This is a genomic window from Prevotella lacticifex, from assembly GCF_019973375.1.
Classification (GTDB): Bacteria; Bacteroidota; Bacteroidia; order Bacteroidales; family Bacteroidaceae; genus Prevotella; species Prevotella lacticifex.
Genome location: NZ_BPTV01000001.1, coordinates 491,942 through 512,788, shown reverse-complemented (window position 1 = coordinate 512,788; position 20,847 = coordinate 491,942). Strand labels below are relative to the sequence as shown.

At 54.0% G+C, this 20,847-nt stretch carries 15 protein-coding genes; 2 read left to right on the top strand and 13 right to left on the bottom strand.

Annotation, left to right across the window (positions count from 1 at the left end; all coding sequences use genetic code 11):
* The first annotated feature begins 42 nt into the window (after window positions 1-42).
* Entirely contained in the window at window positions 43-393 is a 351-nt protein-coding gene (locus LDN30_RS01940; protein WP_223928580.1) for a winged helix-turn-helix transcriptional regulator, read from the top strand.
* Window positions 394-556: 163 nt separating this feature from the next.
* On the opposite strand, the gene LDN30_RS01935 is transcribed toward LDN30_RS01940, so the two are convergent.
* The 4 genes from LDN30_RS01935 to LDN30_RS01920 form a co-directional block, all read right to left on the bottom strand.
* Window positions 557-2,602, bottom strand: a complete 2,046-nt coding sequence (locus LDN30_RS01935; RefSeq protein WP_223928579.1) for a DUF5686 family protein — start codon at window positions 2,600-2,602, stop codon at window positions 557-559.
* A gap of 592 nt (window positions 2,603-3,194) precedes the next feature.
* Window positions 3,195-5,447, bottom strand: coding sequence for a polyribonucleotide nucleotidyltransferase (gene pnp, locus LDN30_RS01930; RefSeq protein ID WP_223926886.1), 2,253 nt, complete (start codon window positions 5,445-5,447; stop codon window positions 3,195-3,197).
* Between the two features lie 256 nt (window positions 5,448-5,703).
* A complete protein-coding gene (locus LDN30_RS01925) occupies window positions 5,704-7,272 on the bottom strand; it encodes an ArnT family glycosyltransferase (protein ID WP_223926885.1) in 1,569 nt (522 codons plus the stop codon).
* A 14-nt stretch (window positions 7,273-7,286) separates the two neighbouring features.
* Entirely contained in the window at window positions 7,287-8,456 is a 1,170-nt protein-coding gene (locus tag LDN30_RS01920; RefSeq protein ID WP_223926884.1) for a TlpA disulfide reductase family protein, read from the bottom strand.
* Window positions 8,457-8,577: 121 nt separating this feature from the next.
* On the opposite strand from LDN30_RS01920, the gene LDN30_RS01915 reads away from it, so the two are divergent.
* A complete protein-coding gene (locus tag LDN30_RS01915) occupies window positions 8,578-10,626 on the top strand; it encodes a protein-disulfide reductase DsbD family protein (protein ID WP_223926883.1) in 2,049 nt (682 codons plus the stop codon).
* Window positions 10,627-11,244: 618 nt separating this feature from the next.
* Here LDN30_RS01915 and LDN30_RS01910 read toward each other — a convergent pair.
* The 9 genes from LDN30_RS01910 to LDN30_RS01870 form a co-directional block, all read right to left on the bottom strand.
* Complete coding sequence (locus LDN30_RS01910; RefSeq protein ID WP_223926882.1) at window positions 11,245-11,997, bottom strand: metallophosphoesterase; 753 nt, start codon at window positions 11,995-11,997, stop codon at window positions 11,245-11,247.
* 101 nt (window positions 11,998-12,098) lie between these two features.
* Complete coding sequence (locus LDN30_RS01905; RefSeq protein WP_223926881.1) at window positions 12,099-13,475, bottom strand: class I adenylate-forming enzyme family protein; 1,377 nt, start codon at window positions 13,473-13,475, stop codon at window positions 12,099-12,101.
* Window positions 13,462-13,698, bottom strand: coding sequence for a phosphopantetheine-binding protein (locus LDN30_RS01900; protein WP_223926986.1), 237 nt, complete (start codon window positions 13,696-13,698; stop codon window positions 13,462-13,464). Before LDN30_RS01900 ends, LDN30_RS01905 begins: the two co-directional genes overlap by 14 nt.
* A 48-nt stretch (window positions 13,699-13,746) precedes the next feature.
* Window positions 13,747-16,536 (bottom strand): MMPL family transporter, encoded by a 2,790-nt coding sequence (locus tag LDN30_RS01895; RefSeq protein WP_223928578.1) that lies wholly within the window; start codon window positions 16,534-16,536, stop codon window positions 13,747-13,749.
* A gap of 132 nt (window positions 16,537-16,668) precedes the next feature.
* The gene (locus tag LDN30_RS01890; protein WP_223929416.1) at window positions 16,669-17,484 is read right to left on the bottom strand and encodes an alpha/beta hydrolase; all 816 of its coding nucleotides are present in this window, start codon (window positions 17,482-17,484) and stop codon (window positions 16,669-16,671) included.
* A gap of 28 nt (window positions 17,485-17,512) precedes the next feature.
* Window positions 17,513-19,027: a glycosyltransferase gene (locus tag LDN30_RS01885; RefSeq protein ID WP_223928577.1), complete on the bottom strand. Its 1,515-nt coding sequence runs from the start codon at window positions 19,025-19,027 to the stop codon at window positions 17,513-17,515.
* Between the two features lie 11 nt (window positions 19,028-19,038).
* Entirely contained in the window at window positions 19,039-19,650 is a 612-nt protein-coding gene (locus LDN30_RS01880) for a hypothetical protein (protein WP_223928576.1), read from the bottom strand.
* Window positions 19,625-20,245 carry a flexirubin biosynthesis/transport protein LolA2 gene (lolA2, locus tag LDN30_RS01875; RefSeq protein ID WP_223928575.1) on the bottom strand — a complete coding sequence of 207 codons (621 nt, stop codon included), beginning with the start codon at window positions 20,243-20,245 and terminating at the stop codon, window positions 19,625-19,627. The genes LDN30_RS01880 and lolA2 overlap by 26 nt, the downstream gene beginning before the upstream one ends.
* Before the next feature lie 178 nt (window positions 20,246-20,423).
* Window positions 20,424-20,777: an EamA family transporter gene (locus LDN30_RS01870; protein ID WP_223926984.1), complete on the bottom strand. Its 354-nt coding sequence runs from the start codon at window positions 20,775-20,777 to the stop codon at window positions 20,424-20,426.
* Window positions 20,778-20,847: the final 70 nt, after the last annotated feature.

Sequence of the window (20,847 nt, the reverse complement as noted above, 5' to 3'; positions counted from 1 at the left end):
CTTTTGGTTACTTTTGCGTCAAATAGGAAGATACAAGCGATTATGACGAAGAAAGAAATCAACCCGGAATATCTCACCTGCCCCATCCGCCAGGTGATAAGTCGGTTTGGCGACAAGTGGTCAATGCTCGTGATATACTCGTTGGACGCGAGCGCAACGGGGGTGATGCGCTTCAACGAACTGCACGCCCACATGGTCGACTGCTCGCAGAAGATGCTGTCGAAGACGCTCAAGGAGCTGAGGGAGAGCCACCTCGTCGACCGTACGGTCTACCCCGAGGTACCGCCACGTGTGGAGTATCGCCTCACCGATGTCGGCAAATCGCTCATTCCGGTCATCGAACAACTCATTGGATGGGCTAAGAAGCACTTCGACGATGTGGTGCGGCCGTAGCCATAGCTGATGCCGGCTGGAAGGGTGCCGAGGCGGCAGTGACTGTGGCGAGGGGAGGCCGAGGGACGGCAGCCGGGACTTTCCGCCGGGCTTTCAGTGCGTCAGTCGTCGAGTTCATAACTTTCGGGCGCTGCGGCAAAAGTAATCGGGCGTGGCTGCAGACCTAATAGTTGTTGAACAGTTCGAAGCCGAATTTCATGCCGACACCCTCAAATCCATATTTGCTCCAGCCGGTGAAGATGCCCATGGAGAACGCCCTGTTGGTGAATCCGTAGCCGGCCTCAACGTAGGGCAGGAGGCCGCGGACGGCGAGGGCACTGAGGTAGATGCGCTCTTTTTCGACGATTTGGCCTACGATGGGACAGAACGACAGGAAAAGCAACGGCGACTCGTAGGTGGCGTTGGCACGGAAGTAGTAGTCGGAGGCGTTGTACCAGTTGGCGTTGAGCATCTCGAACTCGCCCGACCAGCGGTCTTCCCACCCTAAAGAAATATAGTCCTCGTGGAAGTTGTGGTAGTCGAGGAAGTAGTCATCGTGGCCTTTATGAGTGTAGAACCCGAATCCCGACCGCAGCTGCCAGCTGCGCATCCGCGGCATGTCGAGGACGTACTGTCCGTCGAACTCGAAGCGGTCGTAGGCTATCTGTCCGCCGAAGTGCTTGATTCCGTGTTCCCACTGCGTCGTAATCACCAACGGCACACGGTCGGTCAGCGGCCGGTACTGGAGCTGAAGGAACGGGGCAAAAGTCTTGTAGACGGCGGGGCGACCGGCAGCCTCGAAGCCTTTACGGTCGACTGCCGAACGGCGGTGCTTGGTGAAACCGGTCTCGATGCCCAACGTATTCTTGATTACGTCGATATTGAATCCCAAATGGAACCGGGTGTCGCGGAAGTAATCGAGGTGCATGGCGTTCCAGTCGATGGAATCGGCATGATGGATTGTCTTGATATTGTCGAGGACGCGGGAATTGGAAATTCTGTTTCCGTTACCGAATTCGACAAGAATGTATCCGTTATGGCACTTGTCGAAGTTCCATTGAACGGGGATTTTGTAGAACAGCTGCTTCTGCTTGAAGGAATAGCCGAGTTTCAGCCGTGCCGTAATGTCGCTGTTCGGTGTGAAATTATAGAACGATTTGATGTCGAAACGGTATATGACTCCCTTGTGGGCGGTATAGCCGAAGTAGAGCGGATTGAAGATAGGGCCAATGCGTATCTGTCCTTTCTCCTCGCCACCGATATTGGTCTTAATCTTGTTCAGGATATTGTCGCCGACGATGTCCCACATTATGTGCTTGGCCCAGTTGCGTTTCTTGTGTCCGTCGGATGTAGTCGCAGTGTCGGAGCGGGCCTTCGCGTGCCGCTTGTAGTAGTCCTCCTTTATCCGTTCCTCCTCATCGGTAAGCGGTATGGGGCGCACCCGGCTCATGAGAGTGCTGTCGTCGCTATCCTCGATGGAATCGGGCATTTCGACCTTTTGGCCGTACATCGTGATGAGATGGACCTTAATTTTGTTGCCCATGAACGAGAACTTTGCCTGAACGTCGCAGTTCAGTGGCATCACGGAGATACTGTCGTCGCGCATCGTGCAATGGAGCACCGACCGTATCATGTCGTATTCGCCTTCGAAAGAAAACTCCGAGATGCGGCCTGTGGCATTGTCGACGATGGCATAACCACGGCGGATGAGCTGGGTGTTGCGGTGGCGGGAACTTATGCTGACGTATGACGTGCCGTCGCCGTTGTCGCGCATACGGTAGCGGTAGTACTTCCGGTTGTGGTAGTTGGCTGGCGAGAGTATGGCATCGGCAAAGAGTTTCTCCTCATAGAGGCGCGGAGTGACGTATTTCTCCATCGGCGGCAGGGTGTTGTGGCGGTGATAGATGGTGCTTAGATGCAGATAGCGGTGAGTGTCAATATCCTTACCGTTAGTGACAACGCGGCTGTAGCTCTCCGAGAGATGGTTGCGCTGGCCGTCGCGGAGGAGGTAGAACATCGTCGGAACGACACTGAGAAGGACGTTGCGGCGCCCGATATTTATCGTGTATTTGCTGTAGACATTCGTCGTGAGGGTGTCGCCGGCAGGCACAACGTGGGTTTCGCCGTAGTGGAGCATGCGCTTCAGCACTTCGGCGTGGCTCTGGGCACTGCACTGGATACCGGCGAGCATGAACGCAGCAGCCAATAATATGATTCCACGTTTTATCATTTCCTAAAAAGAAAACGCTTAACATCGGCTTTTGTTGTGTGGGGGCGATAATTTGGTCGTAGTACGGCCGCAGAAAATAATGATTGAAAGAAGAGCGCACCGGATATTTTCAGTTGATCAAATTTCATTCCCCAAGGACAATGAAAATGTGGCATCACGGTCCGCATTTTGAACACACATTATTATATAGGAGCTGGGTCCGACACAACTCCTACCCTACGAACTACCCTCCTTTCTATACCCCGAAAATTTGGAATCGAGAAAAAAGTTTTATAACCTTGCAGCGAAATGACAATCAACCTAACCCGACATGATTATTACTGAACCCTAATAATCGTTCTTTTCAGTCATTCCGGTCGTCAACATACATATTCCATTTCGGTAGAAAAGGATGTCAAACAACATCCATTGTAGGGCTTGAATGCGGAGGCCTGTGCATCTTTATCGGCAAACAAGGATACCGAATAACATCCGATAAGCCCGGAGCGCAATTAACACCAATCCGCAGAAGATACCCGATAGGAAAAGAAAAGTCCCACAAACCAACGTGTGGTCTGCGGGACTCTGTGATAAATTCCGGGTTCGAGGAATTTTAATCGTTGTCGTTATGCTCGTTGTTCTCACGGCGCGGACGGCGGTCGCCACGTGGACGGCGGTCACCACGCTCACCACGCTCGCCACGAGGACGGCGCGGACGCTCTACATAACCTTCCGGCTTGTCCTCAAGCACACGGTGAGAGAGCTTGTACTTTCCTGTCTTAGGATCAATCTCGAGGAGCTTAACCTGAATGTGGTCACCCTCCTTGATGCCAGCCTCCTCGACGGTCTCAAGGCGCTTCCATGCGATCTCGGAGATGTGGAGGAGTCCTTCCTTACCCGGAAGAATCTCAACGAAGCATCCGTAAGGCATGATGCTCTTCACGATACCATCGTAGGTCTCACCAACCTCAGGGACAGCGACGATAGCGCGAATCTTGGCCATGGCTGCGTCGATGCTCTCCTTGTTAGGAGCGCTGACCTGCACCTTGCCCACACCGTCGGTCTCGTCGATGGTGATTGTAGCACCGGTATCCTCCTGCATCTGCTGGATAATCTTTCCACCCGGGCCGATGACGGCACCGATGAACTCCTTAGGAATGTCGAAGGCCTCGATACGGGGAACCTGAGGCTTGAGTTCCTTGCGTGGCTCAGCGATGGTGTCGGTGAGCTTGCCGAGGATATACTCGCGGCCTTCCTTAGCCTGCATGAGGGCTTTCTCGAGGATCTCGAACGACAGTCCGTCGCACTTGATATCCATCTGAGTAGCTGTCAGACCATCCTTTGTACCGGTGGTCTTGAAGTCCATGTCGCCGAGATGGTCCTCGTCGCCAAGGATATCGGAGAGGATAGCATACTTGTCCTCACCCGGGTTCTTGATAAGACCCATAGCGATACCACTGACAGGCTTCTTCATTGGAACGCCGGCGTCCATGAGTGCGAGTGTACCTGCGCACACTGTAGCCATCGACGACGAGCCGTTCGACTCGAGAATCTGCGACACCAGACGGACGGTATAAGGGAAGTCCTCAGGAATCTGACCCTTCAGGGCTCTCCAAGCCAGATGGCCGTGACCAATCTCACGACGGCCTACGCCGCGCTGAGCCTTTGCCTCGCCGGTGCAGAACGGTGGGAAGTTATAGTGGAGGAGGAAGCGCTGATAGCTCTTGTTGAGCACATCGTCGACCATCTTCTCGTCGAGCTTGGTGCCGAGGGTACAGGTCGAGAGCGACATTGTCTCACCGCGCTGGAAGATAGCGCTTCCGTGAGGCATTGGCAGTGGGCTCACCTCGCACCAGATAGGACGAATCTCGTTGCAAGCACGGCCGTCCATACGCTTTCCTGTATCGAGGACGCTGCGGCGCATCGAATCGCGCTGAACGTCAGCGAAGTAGCGGTCGATTTCAGCATGCTTCTCCTCGAGGTCCTCCTCGCTGAGGTCTGTGTGCTGAGCATCGTAGGCATCGACGAACTCCTGCTTAATGTTGTCGTAGGTTTCCTCGCGGTGCTTCTTATCGGCATCACCCGACTGAGCCTCTGCATAGCACTTGTCGTATGTCTGTTCGCGGACCTGCTGGCGCAGCTCCTCGTCGTTAGTCTCGTCGTCGTACTCGCGTTTAACATCGGTGCCGAGCTCCTTAGAGAGCTCCTCCTGGAGCACGCACATTGGCTTAATGGCCTCGTGTGCTGCCTTCAGAGCACCGATAAGGTCCTGCTCTGAGACCTCATCCATCTCGCCCTCGACCATCATGATGTTGTCCTTTGTGGCTCCAACCATGATGTCCATGTCGGCATTCTTCATCTGCTCGAATGTCGGGTCAACGACATACTCACCGTTGATGCGTGCTACACGCACCTCACTGATGGGGCACTCGATTGGAATGTCGGAGCAAGCCATTGCTGCCGAAGCTGCAAATCCGGCGAGAGCGTCGGGCTGGTCTACTCCGTCAGCTGACAGGAGCATCACCTGCACGTAAACCTCGCAGTGGTAGTCGGAGGGGAATAAAGGCCGCAGTACGCGGTCAACAAGGCGTGATGTAAGAATCTCATCGTCGTTGGCTTTGCCTTCGCGCTTGGTGAATCCACCTGGGAAACGGCCTGCGGCAGAGTACTGCTCGCGATAATCAACTTGCAAAGGCATGAAGTCTGTGCCCGGAACTGCCTCTTTGGCTGCGCAAACGGTAGCAAGAAGGACGGTGTTGTTCATCCGCAAGACAGCGGCTCCGTCGGCTTGTTTCGCAACCTTTCCGGTCTCAATTGAGATGGTCCTGCCATCTGGCAATTGAACTGTTTTCGTAATTACGTTCATCGAAAAAATAAAAAATACTTATTGTTTTGACCAAAATCATCTTTGGAAGAGACATGTGCCAATGGCGTTTTTCCCCTTCCGCATAATTAAAATCGTGCAAATTTAATGAGTTTCAGCGAGATAAACGAATGTTTTGCTATTTATTTTCGTTTCCGCTGCGATTTTTTTCGTCGGGTGAGTCGCCACGAAGTCACTTCTGATTGCACTCTACGACAATGGAGGCGCACGCAATATGCGCCACGATAGCCTCCAAAGCTTACTTCTGATTGCACACGACGACAGCGAAAGCACCTACGACATGCACATCCTTAGCGTTCAGACTCTTAGCGTCTTCCTTCCTCGTGAGGAGGATGAAGGGAGCCCCTTTGCCAGCCAATTGAGGCACACTACGGTCGTCCTCGGCAGTAATCTGCTTGCCGAGGTATGCGTCCATGTTGGCGGCATGGTCGAGGCGCCACGCGTGTACCGACCCGATATGTGTGGTATCGGAAACCTTCATGGCTTCCTCGCAGAGCTTGCCATAACCGAGGTCGGAACTTGCTGCCGGCAGAGCCCAGGCGGCCACGAACACCGCAAGGCCTATTCCACCGGCCATCCGACGTATAATCTGCGCGAGATTCTCGGGCTGAGCCTTATTATAAAGGTGGTAAAGGACGTTGCCTCCCGACAGCGACAGCACCGTGGCAGCGGCATAGAAGAGGCCGTTGTTGAGGTAGTCGATACTCGGGAACCGCGATGCCGCCCATATAAGCACGGGCAAAGCGAGGAGAATCATCAGCGCGGGGATGGCGATGGATGTCCTTATCCACTTGCTGCCGTGGTAGCGAGGGGTGAACATTGCGGCCGAATAAACCATGAAGGGAACGGCCGGAAGCATGTAGATCTGCATCTTTGAACCTACACACGACAGCACGACGAAGATAGCAAACGATGCTGTCAGAAAGAAGGTCTGGATGCCGCTCTTTACCACCGAGTGCCTCAGCGACGCGAGATTGATGCCGATGATAAGCAGCGACCACGGCGCAAGGATGTACCAGATGGTCAGCAGATAGTAGTAGAACGGCTGCACATGGCGTGTGGCATCGAAGGTGCGGTCAACCAACTGATTCTCAACGAACTCGCGCAGGAATCCTGCTCCACCCTCGGCATAGACAGCCGTGAGCCATGCAGCCACGAGGACGATAAGCACAGACCACGTGCGCCAGCTCCAATAACGGAAGAACCGGTTCAGGCGTCCCGACACTGCGAGGTATGCGGCAGTTACTGCCAACGGGATGATAAGGCCGAGAGGACCCTTCGTGAACATCGCCAAAAAGATGTAGATTGGGAATCGCCAGCGGCAGCGGGCAGTGCCCGGCTCTCCGCTCTGCATCATCCAGAACTCGTAGAGGGCCAGGACGATGAACAGACTCATAAGCATATCCATCCGTATCGTTACCGCCGAGACGAAGAATATGCCGCTGGTGATGAGCATCAGCCGTGCCATCGACCGTCCGACCCCGTCCATATCGTGGACCGTCCAGCGGTCGATGACCCTCGCGATGATTATTGCCGGAACGAGAGAGAACAGTCCCAAGAGCGTCATATAGTGTCCGCCGGTGAGCCATCGGCAGAGCATCACGATCCACAAGTAAAGTGGCGGTTTGTCGACGAAGGGCTCACCATGGTTCGTAAAGGCAAAAAACACATGGTTGCGCAGTGCCTCATCGGCGATGCTCAGATAGCGCAACTCGTTCGACGACGTGAAATCGCGGAACAAGAGCACCGGCACGAGTGCCAAAATCAGGCAGATGTAAAGTATATGACGTTCTCTACTTTCTCTCATAAACGATTTTTCTTTTACAGCAGCGACTGGATTTCCTTGTCGAGGTCCTTCACGTCGGCAGCCTTCTTTACAATGTTGTTGCCACGGTCAATGATGAAATAATAGGGCAGACCAGGTGTGGCGGCGAGATAAGCCTGACTGGCCCCGTGGTCGTCGAAGACGTTAATCCACGGCAGAGCGCTCACCTGCGATATCCAGAACGACTTGTTGTCGTCGAGTCCAACCATATAAATCTCAAACCCACGGGCATGATATTTATTGTACAAGTCGCGGAGTTGCATGACAGCCTGCTGCGAGCCGTCGGCCGAGAACATATTGAAGTAGAGCAGCACCACCTGTCCCTTGAGGTCGGAGAGTCTGTGGAGCACATCATTACGGTCATAGAGCGACATGTCGATGATGCCCGTCTCGCTGACCTTCATGTTCTTAGCCTCAGCGGCTGTCTGCTGTTGTTCGCGTTCGTTATTCTCAATGATGCGGGCGTTTCTCATTCCGCGGATAGTGATATTGTGCAGATTCTTGCCCCGCTCAGAGTTGGGATAGAAAGTATCCCAGCTCGTTGCCACGGCACCGAACACCTTGTTGTCCTGCGCGTTACCGGCAGGATCAAATATCATTACCGGCTGATTATTGATGACGATATACTGGAACAGGGCGAAATAAGCATACGCTTTCATCGGTTCTCTGAAGATGTAGTTGCGCTCAACATTCTCCTTATAACGGCTTATCATGGCATTGACGGTAGAGTCGGAAGCACCATTGGCATAAGCAGCCTGGCACTGTGCCTGAAGATTTATCTGCATAAGAGCGAGCTCACGAATCTTCTCATTCTCGTAAGACCCCTTGACATCATAGTCGGTAGCCATGCCGGGATATTTAGCCTTGACGTTTACAGTCTCGGTAGAGTCAATGGCAATGTTGATAATCTGACCGTCGATGCGCAGACGGTAGAACTCCGGTGCGTCGGCTTTGTCGCCACTAAAGCTAAAATTGCCGTTTTCATCGAGTTTCGTTGAGTCGAGAACGGCGAATCCATCGAGACCGTTGTGCTCAAAGTAGAGAATGCTGTCCTTAGCGCCCGTGACCGTTCCCTCGACGTGGAAGGAGTCCTTACCGCAGGAGGCAAGGGCAAGAGCAGCGACTGCGAAAATACCGCAGAAAAGCAGTTTGCTAATTTTTTTCATCTTTTTTTTTCTATTTTAGCCACAAAATTACATCAATTAATATGAATAAACAAAAATAATTTCCTAATTTTGCACAATCTTTTATATCAACAGCACATAAACAAGAAAGGTTTACTGTAAAATGTTTAAAAAAGCATTCATGTCACTTGCCCTTTTACTCATCAGCGCACTAAGCTGGGGGCAAGGCAATCCTGTGCATTTCACTGTTGCACAGAAACAAGTTTCACCGTCCGAAGTCGATGTTGTCTTCACCGGCACCATAAACAACGGATGGCATGTCTACTCCACCGCCCTACCCGATGGCGGTCCCATCTCAGCATCATTAAATGTAGAGAAAGCCGTGGGAGCCAAGGCTGAAGGTCCGCTGCGCCACTCGGGAAAGGAGATAAACATCGACGACCCAATCTTCGGCATGCGCGTCCGCTACTTCGAGCATCACGTGCAATTCGTCCAGCGGTTCAAGATTACCGGCAAGACCTACAGCATCAACGGCTATCTCGAGTATGGCACCTGCAACGACGAGATGTGCATGCCGCCGCAGTCGGTCGACTTCAACTATAAGGGCAACGGTCCTAAGGATGCCCCCGCAGCCACCGACGAGACTGCTGCCGCCACTGCCGACGATGCATCTCCTGCCGACAGTGCCGCCGCAACGCCTGCCGGTGAGGCCCAGGACTCTGTAGCCGCAGCGGCCCAGGCTCAGCCCGCCGACACGGCGACGGCCTCCATCGGCGACCAGCTCTGGACTCCGGTCATCGACAAGATGAAAGCTTATCAGCCCGACACCGAGGGCAAATCGCTGTGGTACATATTCCTCATGGGACTCCTCGGTGGTATCATCGCACTCTTCACACCATGCGTCTGGCCAATCATCCCGATGACGGTGAGCTTCTTTCTCCACCGTTCGGGCGAAAAAGGAAAGGGCGTGCGCGACGCCATCATCTACGGAATATCCATCATTATTATATATATGACCCTGGCGCTTGTCATCACGGCACTCTTTGGTCCACAGACGCTCAACGAGATGTCGACAAACGCACCATTCAATATTTTCTTCTTCCTCCTTTTAGTTGTCTTCGCCCTGAGTTTCTTCGGGATGTTCGAGCTCGCCCTGCCATCGTCGTGGGGCAACAAGGTCGACTCTAAGGCCTCGGCCACGACCGGTCTGCTGTCGATCTTCCTTATGGCCTTCACCCTCTCGCTCGTCAGTTTCTCCTGCACAGCGCCTGTTGTCGGTCTGCTTCTCGTCCAGGCAGCCACAAGCAACAACTGGGTGGCACCGGCCATCGGCATGTTCGGCTTCGCCCTGGCGTTGGCTCTGCCCTTCACCCTCTTTGCGATGTTCCCAAGCTGGATGAAGAAAGCCCCGAAGTCGGGCTCGTGGATGAACACGGTGAAGGTGGTACTCGGATTCGTCGAACTGGCCTTCTCTCTGAAATTCTTCTCCGTTGCCGACCTCGCCTACGGATGGGGACTCCTCGACCGCGAGACATTCCTCGCCCTGTGGATAGCCATCTTCACGCTCATGGGACTCTATCTCCTCGGAATCCTGCACTTCCGTTCCGACGGCGACAACCCGAAAGCGCAGCCCGTGGCCTGCATCATGCTCGGTCTGTGCTCCCTGGCCTTCGCCGTCTACATGGTTCCGGGACTGTGGGGCGCTCCCTGCAAGGCCGTCTCGGCATTTGCTCCGCCCATGTACACTCAGGACTTCAACCTCAACAAGACTGAGGAAGTGAAGGCTAAGTACACCTCTTACGAGGAAGGTATGGCCGCAGCCAAAGCTCAGCACAAGCCCGTAATGCTCGATTTCACCGGTTTCGGATGCGTCAACTGCCGTAAGATGGAGGCTGCCGTCTGGACCGACCCGGAGGTACAGAAGCGTCTCAACGACGATTACGTACTCATATCGCTCTATGTCGACGACAAGACTCCGTTGGCTAAGCCTATCGAGGTGAAGGACTCGAAGGGCAACACCCGCAAACTGCGTACCGTAGGCGACAAGTGGAGCTGGCTCGAACAGACGAAGTTCGGTTATCTGGCCCAGCCTTACTACGTCACGCTCGACAACAACGGCATGCCTCTCAGCGGCTCGTTCGTCTACAAGGAGGACATTCCGGGATTCCTCGAGTTCCTCGACAACGGTCTGAAGGAATACAAGAAACGCTAAGCCGGCGCCCCCGCTGTCTCGCGCATCAACCACAGGCAGCAGCCGTCGTCCGGCAATAATTTATTGTTAGGGGCGGCATCGCCAAATCCCTTTTCGCCACACAGCAGCACACGATTCACACATCGCGCCGACGCTAACAGTGCCGGAAAAGGATTTGATGATGCCGCCCCTAATACGTATCACCTACCGTTCCGGAATAATTTATTGGAAGTTTACAGGAATTAATGTAAACAACAATCTTCACGAATTAACCACACATTTCGCATACATTCATTATTCTCGGTTAATTCACGATTCACTCACAACAATTCAATATTCAAGAAAGCGGAGTCTAATGTTCATGGTTATTTCAAACTCCAAACCATTCAACATTAGCGAAAAATATTAACAGCTTTGCCATATATGCCGTTTCATCGTCTGAAACGGGCCGTTTTGCGTTCCAATTCGGGCCATTTCAGCGTCTAAAACGGGCCGTTTCAGAACGCAAAATGGGCCTTATCTCCATCTATTTGATTATTAGATAGTTACGAAGAAAGATAAGGAAGTCCTTAAATATGAAATATTTTTACTATTGATTCGGGGATTAAAACGGAGGAGACAGGTCAGAATGATCACCTATTACATATCGTCGCCGTACTCGTGGACAGTGCCGTCGTCGGCAAGAACGAATGGACGGCGGACATCGAGCATGGCAAAATGGCTGTTGATGATGGGGTCGTTCCTACGCTGACTGTGTGCAAAGACCTCATAGTCGTAACCGTCGATGGTGTACGGATGGCCGTCGGCATCGTAATGTTCGGCTACATCGGCCCACAGCGGACCTCCCGTCGGACGCTCACCGCCGCGCATCCGTCCCACATCGGAGAGGGCGAACCACCCGTCCTGGGTGTTCATCAGCGCGTTGATGCTGTCGGCACTCAGCGGTTTCAGCAACTCGCCGTGGCGCTCAACCCACTCGCGGTTGACACCTGCATGGGTGAAGAGCACCCGTTTCGGCCCCACCATCGTATCGTAAGCCACCCGGAACAGACTCTCATTGCCAGCGAAGATGGCCTTGATAGCATCGAAATAGCGACGCGACAGTCGGCTGCCGCCGGCAAAAGCCGAGAATACTGGGTTGGCGTAATGAGCATCGTGATTGCCAAGGAGGAATACTGGCTGACAGCCGAGGACACCATCGCTGACGGTAGCGAAGAGCCGGTGCCAGTTGGCTATGGCCTCGCTCTCGTCGATACCCTCACTGTCGTAGGGGTCGAAATAGTCGCCCATGAACACTATCGAGTCGAAATGGCGGCGGTGACGGATAACATCGTCAAGGGGTTTCTGCCAGAACGAGCGGCCATGGATGTCGGGGAAAATTAGTATGCTCATATCTTCGAGGTTTTACGTAACACACTGACTGTAAACGCAAAAGTAGTTATTTTGTCGCAGACTGCCAAATTCCGGAACGGAAAAATGTCTGCCGCCAGCGGTCATTCATCAGACTTCTCGTCGCCACCAGTAAGATAGAACCGCCGGTCGGGCTTGCCGTTGAATGTGTGGCGGATGCTGCCGGCCTCCTCAAAGACCCTCGGCACCTTGTAGCTTTCGAGCTTCGCGGCCAAGGCCCGTGCCACATCACGCTTGCCAAGCATACAGCCTGGACTGACGACATAAATCAGTTTCATCGTGTCGCCAAAGATACCGGAGTGGAACGGGATGCAGATACTGTCGGCAACGGCCTCAATATCACTCGCGGCATCCTCTATTTCCTGTGGCGACACCTTATATCCGCCGATGTTTATCACGTCGTTCTGCCGCCCTTTGATGTGCAGCCGGCCGTCGCTGTCAATCTCGCCGAGGTCGTTGGTGACCACCGTGCCACCGTGGAGAACGGCTCGTGTGAGGGTCTCATCGCCGAGATAGCCGCTCATGACCGTCGCCCCGCTGCACGTTATCCGTCCGTCGGCGGTAATCGTCACGGCGGAGTTGCGCATCGGCCGGCCGGTGCATCCGGCAGGAGACGCACCCTGACTGAAGTCGGCGGTGGTCACGATGCCTGTCTCAGTGGAGGCATAGGTGTTGTAGAGTCGGACTCCGGGCAGCAGACGACGGAGTCCGTCGATGTCAGACTGTGACAGAGCAGCGCCCCCAGTCTCGATGAAATCGATGTTTTTGGCCACTTCCTTTATCCTCTTACTGCCGAAACGTAGAATCATCCGCAGACTCGCCGGCACCATGAATGTGGCAAGGTGCTGACCGGAACGGTCGAAGAGGCCGAGCAGCGAGTTGATGTCCTTCATGCCGTCGACTATCACCAGTGTGCCGCCGAGGGCGAGCACGGGCCATATTTTCGACAGCGAGCCGATATGGTTCAGCGGCCCGCATATTATAAAAGTGGTGTCGGTGGTGAACCCCTGCGAGCTGATGAGGTTGTCGGCATCGGCAATGATGGCGCGGTAACTCACCATAACCCCTTTCTGCCGCCCCGTCGAGCCGGTGGTGAAGAGCACGTCGGCAATGCTCTCGAGGGCATCGTCGGCCGGCGGCAGGACCATCGTGCCGTACTCGTTTCGCAGAGCTGTGAGCCGCGCCTCAGGCAAATCCTTCTCCAGGGGCATAGCCACCATTCCGGCACGATGGGTAGAGAGATACTCGACGATGAATTTCTTGTCGGCCGTGGCGCGGAAGATGTTCAGGCGTCCCGGTGCGGCGGCAGCTCTCAGTTCGTCGGTGCGGCGGCAGACATCGGCCCATAGCTGGGCATAGGTGGTCGTCGTTCCGCAACTGACTACGGCGGGTTTGTCGGGTGTCGAGAGGGCGTGACGCTCCACCTGCTGCTCGATGGTTGTCATTTTATTGACGATCATTCTTCTCAGCAATCTTCGTTTCGACGAGCCGTACGAGACTGTCGAGGTTCTTGAAGTTCTTTGGTGTGACGTCGGGCGATTCCAAATCGATGTCGTAAGCCTTCGATAGAGTCATAAGTATGGCCGTAATGCCCAAGGAGTCGAGTTCGGCAAAGAGGAAATCGGAGTCAAAGTCGACGAGCGGGAGTATATCCTCGAGCATCTTCCTTATATCGTTCTTCATCTTATTTTCATCCATAATATAGTTTATTTTTATGATTATGATGTTTCGTTATTTACTTTCTATCCTGATATTTCCAGCTATCCTGCAAGCCACATTGCGGCACACGTCGGCATCGTCGGCATCCAATGTCCTGGCGATGACGGTAGCCTTAGGATGCATGAGGGCCTCGACGAGGGCCACGGCACCATACGATTCACCGTCGACGGTGATGGTGCCATTAGGCGACGGTACGGCGGTGGCCGTATGGTTGCGCAGAGCTGTCTTCACCGTCCTCACGATGTCGGCCCCACAATAGTAGTAGCAATCCATCACGTAGCGTGCATAGTAGTCGTGCGTCCGGCCCGCCTCACAGCTGTCGGGATAGCGGCGGGGCATAAGCAACGACCTGACAGTCAGCGGCCGACGCCGCAGCGACCCGTTCTTCCGCGTTATCCACTTGAAGATGAAAGGCGGCAGCAGGTAGGCCATGAGGACTACCGAGAACATGCCGACGACGGTCACCTCGCCCAAGGAGCGCAGTGCCGGATGGCGGGCGATGACGAGTACGCCCATGCCAATGAACATGATGATGGCCGAGATGACAATGCTGTTTTTGTAGGAAGCGAGCATCTTCCGGCCGTAAGCGTACTCATACTGACAGCCTTCGGTGATGAAGATGGTGTAGTCGTCGCCTTGTCCGAAGATGAATGTGGCGAGAATGATGTTTATGATGTTGAATTGTATGCCGAACAACGACATCAGTCCGAGAATCCACAGCCAGCTGACAGCCATCGGAAGGAACGAGAGGGCCGCGAGCTCGATATTTCCGAACGACAGCCAAAGGAAGAAAAAGACTATCAGTCCGCATGCCCAACCGATGTAGTTGAAGTTGTCGGACAGGCTGTTGGCAATGCCTTTATTCAGTGCTCCAATCTCGAAACTGTAGCCGCAGGGAAGCGACTTGTCGAGGTGGGCGGCCACGTCACCGGCTCTGTCGGCCCTTACCGTGACGGGAGTGATAATATTATATGTGCCGGACGACTTGTCGTAGTAGTAGTTTTGGCGCAGTGGACCGTCGGTAAGCGGAGCGAAATGGGCGATATTCTCGACGGTGTATTTCTTCGAGAGGATTGCATAAAAATCGCTGAACGAGCCGGACCCGAAGCCTAACGATGCCCCGGCGGATTCAAGATTATCGCGGATGGTCTTGCCATAGCGGTCCACAAAGCTGTTCCACATGGCCAAACGCCGGTGCTGTTCGGCCTTTGAGGGCAGAAACTGTGCCGGCGAGTGGACACCGGTGACGGCCTTGTCGCGACTGATTCCGGCTAAGGCCGTCTGCATCTTCTCATTGGCTGCGAGGGCCTCATCGGCCGAACGGCCGTCAGCAACAGCATATACGGTTTTCTCCTTGGGGTTGCTGCGCAGCAGAGAGGAGAGATAACTGAGGTTAGATTTCTGCTCCTTCGTGAGATAATTGATATGCGAGATGTCGGAATCGAACTTCGTATTAAGACTCAGAACGCCGAAAATGAGGGTCAGAACAGCCGTCACGACAACTATCCAGCGCTTATTCTCGAGTTGCACATTGCCGAGACGCGTCAGCCACCCGGTCCGTGGCTCTGCGCTAACCCTCACGAAATGAGGCAGAAAGGCGAAGACGAAGAGTATGGTACCGATGAGCAGGAAAGCTGCGAAGAGTCCGAGGTCGCGCAGGGCGACCGACTTCAGCGGCACAAGGCACAGGAAGGCGCCGATGGTGGTGATGTTTCCGACGAGCAGGGGTTCCACAATCTCGCGCAGTGCCTGCCGCATGTCGGGGGTGTGATTGAGGTGGGCGACGAGATGCAGGGGATAGTTGACGGCTATACCGATGATTATCGACGAGACACCGAGGACGATAAGCGATATTGTGCTGTGGACTATCGACAGACAGCCGAGGGCGAAGACCCACCCCCAGATGATTGTTACGGCGATGAGTCCGATATTTCGGACGTTGCGGAAAGCCACTGCGAGGAGGACGAGGATGAGCACGATGGCGATGGAAACGGAGAGAATGGTGTCCGATTTTATCTGACCGGCATTGTCGACGGCTATCACCGGACCACCCGTAAACCGGATACTGACACCGGGGAACTGCTTCTCCACCTTGCCGGAGCAATCCGTCAGCCGCTCGATGAGCTGTCCGTTCCTGTCGGTCTCGCTCGAACCGTAGGGCGATTCGATTATCACGACAGCATTCTTCATGTCGGGTGTGAAGATATGCCCGTTGTAAAGTTCGTAGTTCAACGACTGTGCACCATTGCTGAGACGTTCCACCACGGGTGTGAAGAGGTTCAGCGGGTCGCGCCCGATGTTGTCGGAGAGCATACTGCCCGACGGAAACATCAGCATCTCCATGTCGTTATTGAGCTGTGAGCCGACATAATCGTGAGTCCGGAGGAGCGAGTCCATGCGGTGATAGTCGGCATCGGTGAGGAAATAAGGAATATTCCGGTAGACGAATGCGGCAACATCCGACATCTTGTCGAGGTCGATGGTGTAGGTGGCCTTGAGCTTCTCGCCGTCGATGGAGGTCACGAAGGCATCGGCAGCATCGCAGAGGCGGTCGGCATCGGGACTCTTCGCGCCTTTCGCACCGACGATGGCGATGATGCGGTTAGCCCCCGACAGTCCCTGATACATGCGCATGGCCTCCTGATCGTTGCCGCTGAGAGGAAGGAAATCGGTGATATCCTCCTTATAGCTGATGCGGTGGATGAGCACACCGAGCACCACCGTCACCACGGCAAGGACCGTAAACATCAGTCCGCGGTGCGCATGGAATGTGTCATAAAGTATGAGTATGAGTCGTTTCATTTCGTTCTTATATCGTTAACCGACTTTATTTCAGTATCTTGGGGATTGATTCCAACCGTCGGGAGCCCCGGAACCGTATCGCTGTAGAGTCATGTCCCCACCATCCGGCGGCATATCTCTGACTGTCAGAGCCTAACGGCTGATTTCGCGGAACCATCTGATGAATTCGTCCTTCCACTGGCGGCATTCAGCCGTTCCTTTCGTCTGTGATGCTCCAAAGCCATGACCGCCGGTGGCATACTGTATGTACCGGTGAGGCACATGGTTGGCGGTGAGGGCCGAATCGAGGAGTTCGGCATTATGATAGTTGACGATTGGGTCGTCTTTGCAGTTGACAACGAACACCGGCGGACAGCCGGCGGGGACGTGCTTCTCCATCGACAGCGAGTCGCAGAGCCTTCTGTTGTGTTCCCGACTGTCACCGAGCAGACCGCGCCGCGACCGTTTATGAACACATGGTGCCGTCATTGTGACCACAGGATAGACCGGCACGACGAACGCCGGCCACTCTTCGCGCGGCAGAAGTTCTACGGAGCTCATGGCGAGATGGCCCCCGGCCGAGAATCCCATAACCCCTATGCGACTGGGGTTGATACCATATTTGCCGGCCCCTTGGCGCACAATGCGCAGAGCCTGCCTCAGGTCGTTGAGACAATCGGGATAGCGGTTGCCGCGGAAGAGAAGCCGGTAGTGGGTGACAAAGGCCGGTACATAGGCCGTGCGGTAGCGGAGGACAAAGGCTGAGATGCCGTTTCGGCTGAGCCATTCGCCCACCTGCCGTCCCTCGCCGTCCATATCGTGCCAGAAATAGCTGCCTCCGGGACAGACGATAACGGCCGGGGCATGGGGCCCAGGAGCAAGATATGGGGTCATCTCCACATCGTGTCGGACGGCAGTACCACTCCAGATGTTTATTTGTCCGGAGCTGCACAGAGGCAGAAGTGCCATCGCCAAGGTTATGATTATATGGTGGAGATTATGCATCCTGTTCCATTTTATTTGACATTTCATCATATCTCTGCCTATAGAGGCGGTGGAAGTACTTCGTCAGAGCACGTCGGTTGCCAATCGCTTCCAGCTCGGAATGACTGTACCGTCGTCCAACCTCAACATGTATATGGCCCCGATGGGGAATATGCCGCTTCTTCCTCAGCACCTTTCCTGCGCCATAGAGCATAACCGTTTGGATGTCAAGGCCTAACTGTTCGGCAACATAGAAGGCACCTTGATGGAACCGTGCTATCCTACAGTCGGCCGAACGGGTACCCTCAGGGAATATGGCGATGCTGTAGCCACGGTCGACAAGCGATTGAAAGTGGGGCATAAGATTCTCTATTCCGGCGGCAGCAGGATAATATTCGGACGCATGGATAAGGAATCCGAACAGTTTACTGTGCCACACCCAGTTGTTCGTGAGGAAGATAATCTTCGGTGTCAGAGCTAAAAGGTATGGCAAATCGAGATGCGACTGATGGTTGCAGATAATCACCGAGGGGCGGGAGAAGTCGGCAGAGGCATCCTCCGTCATTGTGAAATGGACTCCGGGGAGCCCGATTTTCATTGTTATAAGCCTCGCCACACGATATGTTATCATGTGCAGACGCCACCTCTTACGCTCCGTCATGGGTCCAATCTTGGTGTATAAAAGCAGTGACGGCCAGAAGATTACGACGACGGCGACAAGTATCGAGGTCATTGCCGCCACACGCAACCATTTCATCATGGTCCGCAGAACGAACAGAGGGAGTGCGTAGACGACGGCAAGAATACAAAGAATGGTATTCAGAATGCTTATGCGGGTGAAGTCCTTGGCCGGCCGGAAGTGGCTGACGCGCTCTTCCTTGGGAGGATAGTACACGTCGACGGGAATGGAATGGATTGTCACTCCGTGCCAGGCGGCGAAGACGAGGAGTCCGAGTTCGGCCTCATAGCGGGCGGTCATAAGACGGTAGCCGTAGAGTTTCTTCAGCGGATAGAGCCGGAAACCGGTCTGCGTATCGGGCAGTCGGTGCAGTGTCTGGACGCAAAACCAGAAGTTGGAGAAGCTGTTGGCAAAGCTGCTGCCCTTCGACCGCACAATCTTCGCCTTGTTTCTGTTGCCGAGGATGATGCTTCCCGGCCACCGTCTGTTAGCCTCCACGAACGCGGGAATGTCGGAAGCGGAGTGCTGTCCGTCGCCATCCATAGTTATGGCATAGGCGAAACCGCGTGCCAAAGCCCGCTCGATGCCCCGTTTCAGGGCGTATCCCTTGCCTCTGTTCCGTTCATAAGCCACCACATCAATGCCCTTCTTCGACGATAGAATGGAGGCCGTGGTATCATCACTGCCGTCATTGACAACGATGATATCATCGCAATAGAGAAGAGCTTCGTCGACGACGCGACCGATGGTTCCGCCATTATTGTATGTCGGAATAATCACGCAGATGGCACGTTCGTGCATTATCGTGCGCAGGTCGCTGTACTTACTATCGTTAACTTGCTCGTTCATAAGGTCTTAGTTCATGGTTGCGGGTTGCCGTCATCGTCCTTCAAGGCATTTCCTTCGGCGCCGGAATCATCACTATCCTCCCCTTTCCCGGTACCGTCCATGGCACTTACGCTATAAGCTATCTTATATTTCTCGTCGGTATATGACGTTTTTCCGTTCCTGATATTGTGCAGAAGACTTCGTATATCCTTGCTGATCACCGGTTTGATGTACCATTTGTCGAGCATCGGAGCGACGCTCACGACTTTCACCTTATCCTGAGTGATGAGATAATCGAAGTCGGCGAAGGTCACACCGAACTCGTTCACGATAGCGCCATGGATGGTATCGCCGTCGTGGATGAGAATCATTATCCCGCTGACCGTCCCCTTCGGTGTCGTCACGAAGGCCAGGCACTGCGTCCTACTGCCCTCAGCCTCAGGATATAAAGAGTTTCCTGCCGTGACCGTATCGGCCACACAGCACGTGTCGGCGACACTATCACAGGCTCTTGGGCACTTGCCGACGGTAGTATCGCTCACCGACTGGCAAGCCGCTGCACCGCCACCGGCATCCGTCACGTTCGCCGCCGTCATCGACAACACCACTGCCAAGGAGCTAACGAAGATTGAAAACCGATGCATTGATGGGAATATTTGTCCTCACATTCGTGAGATTTATCGTCGTGGTATCGCCGTTACGCTCAGTCATCTTGACGGCTGTGACTGTCGACCGCCTCATATCGAAGTAAACGATGATAGAGCTGAACATCTGCCGGAGAGGGTTCCGCCGTGGTGTCAGCACCGCATGCCAGTTGTTTCCACCTCCCTGCAGTGCCACCTTAAAGTCGCGGCTGTCGTTGACACACGACCCCACGACGCTGCTCATCATTATCCTTGTTATCTCCTTAAACACCTTACTCTGAGCCACATCGGCCCTGCTCGTTCCGCGGGCGTTGCGCATTGTCACCGTCTGACCGTTCATAACGAACTGATAGCGGTACGGCGACGTGTACTCCCAGCGCAGGCGGTTGGGCTTACTGTAGTACATTTTGCCGCGCGAACTGACACTGCTCTTGAGCATGTGCAGTTTCTTCGTCTGAACGAAATTACAGCTCATAGTGTTGATATGCGCCGTCATGGAGTTTATCCGCTGACGCACCTGCGCCACCGAATAGTTCTGCGCCGACGCACCTACGAACGCAAGAATAGCTATAAATAAAGCAAATATCTTTTTCATCTTCATATAATGTTCAATCAATGTTTATCCTTTTTCTGTCTGACGGGACAGAATCCGCGCCCTTTGATGACACTGAAATCAGTCCACCGAGGAAAATTCCGTCATATTTAATGATACGAAAATATCGGTTCTCTATTGCCTTCGACGGGATATTGTTTCCCATTTTAACCATCATAAGCTACTTTACTATCAGACAACAGCCTGCCATTATCAGTCCTACCCCTGCCCACCGCGTCGGCGTCACGTTCTCATGAAACACCACGACTGCCGCTACCATGCCGAAAACATAGCTCAGCGACACAAGCGGATAGGCTATGCTAAGCGGAAAGACCTTCAGCATGTACATCCACAGCAACGAGGCCAAGAGGAAAAGCAGGCCTCCCACAGCCAATTGCCAGTCGACAAGGACACTCCTTATGAACCTCCACGACCAACTGAAAGCATGCAGTCGCATCATGGCAATCTTCATCATCACCTGTCCTCCGGCAAGCAATGCACTCTGTAATATAGCCAATGGCAGTATCTTCCACATCATTCTGTATTCTATTATCAGCTCGTCCGAACCATAGTTTTCCTATTAATAAAACCCATATTCATGCTTT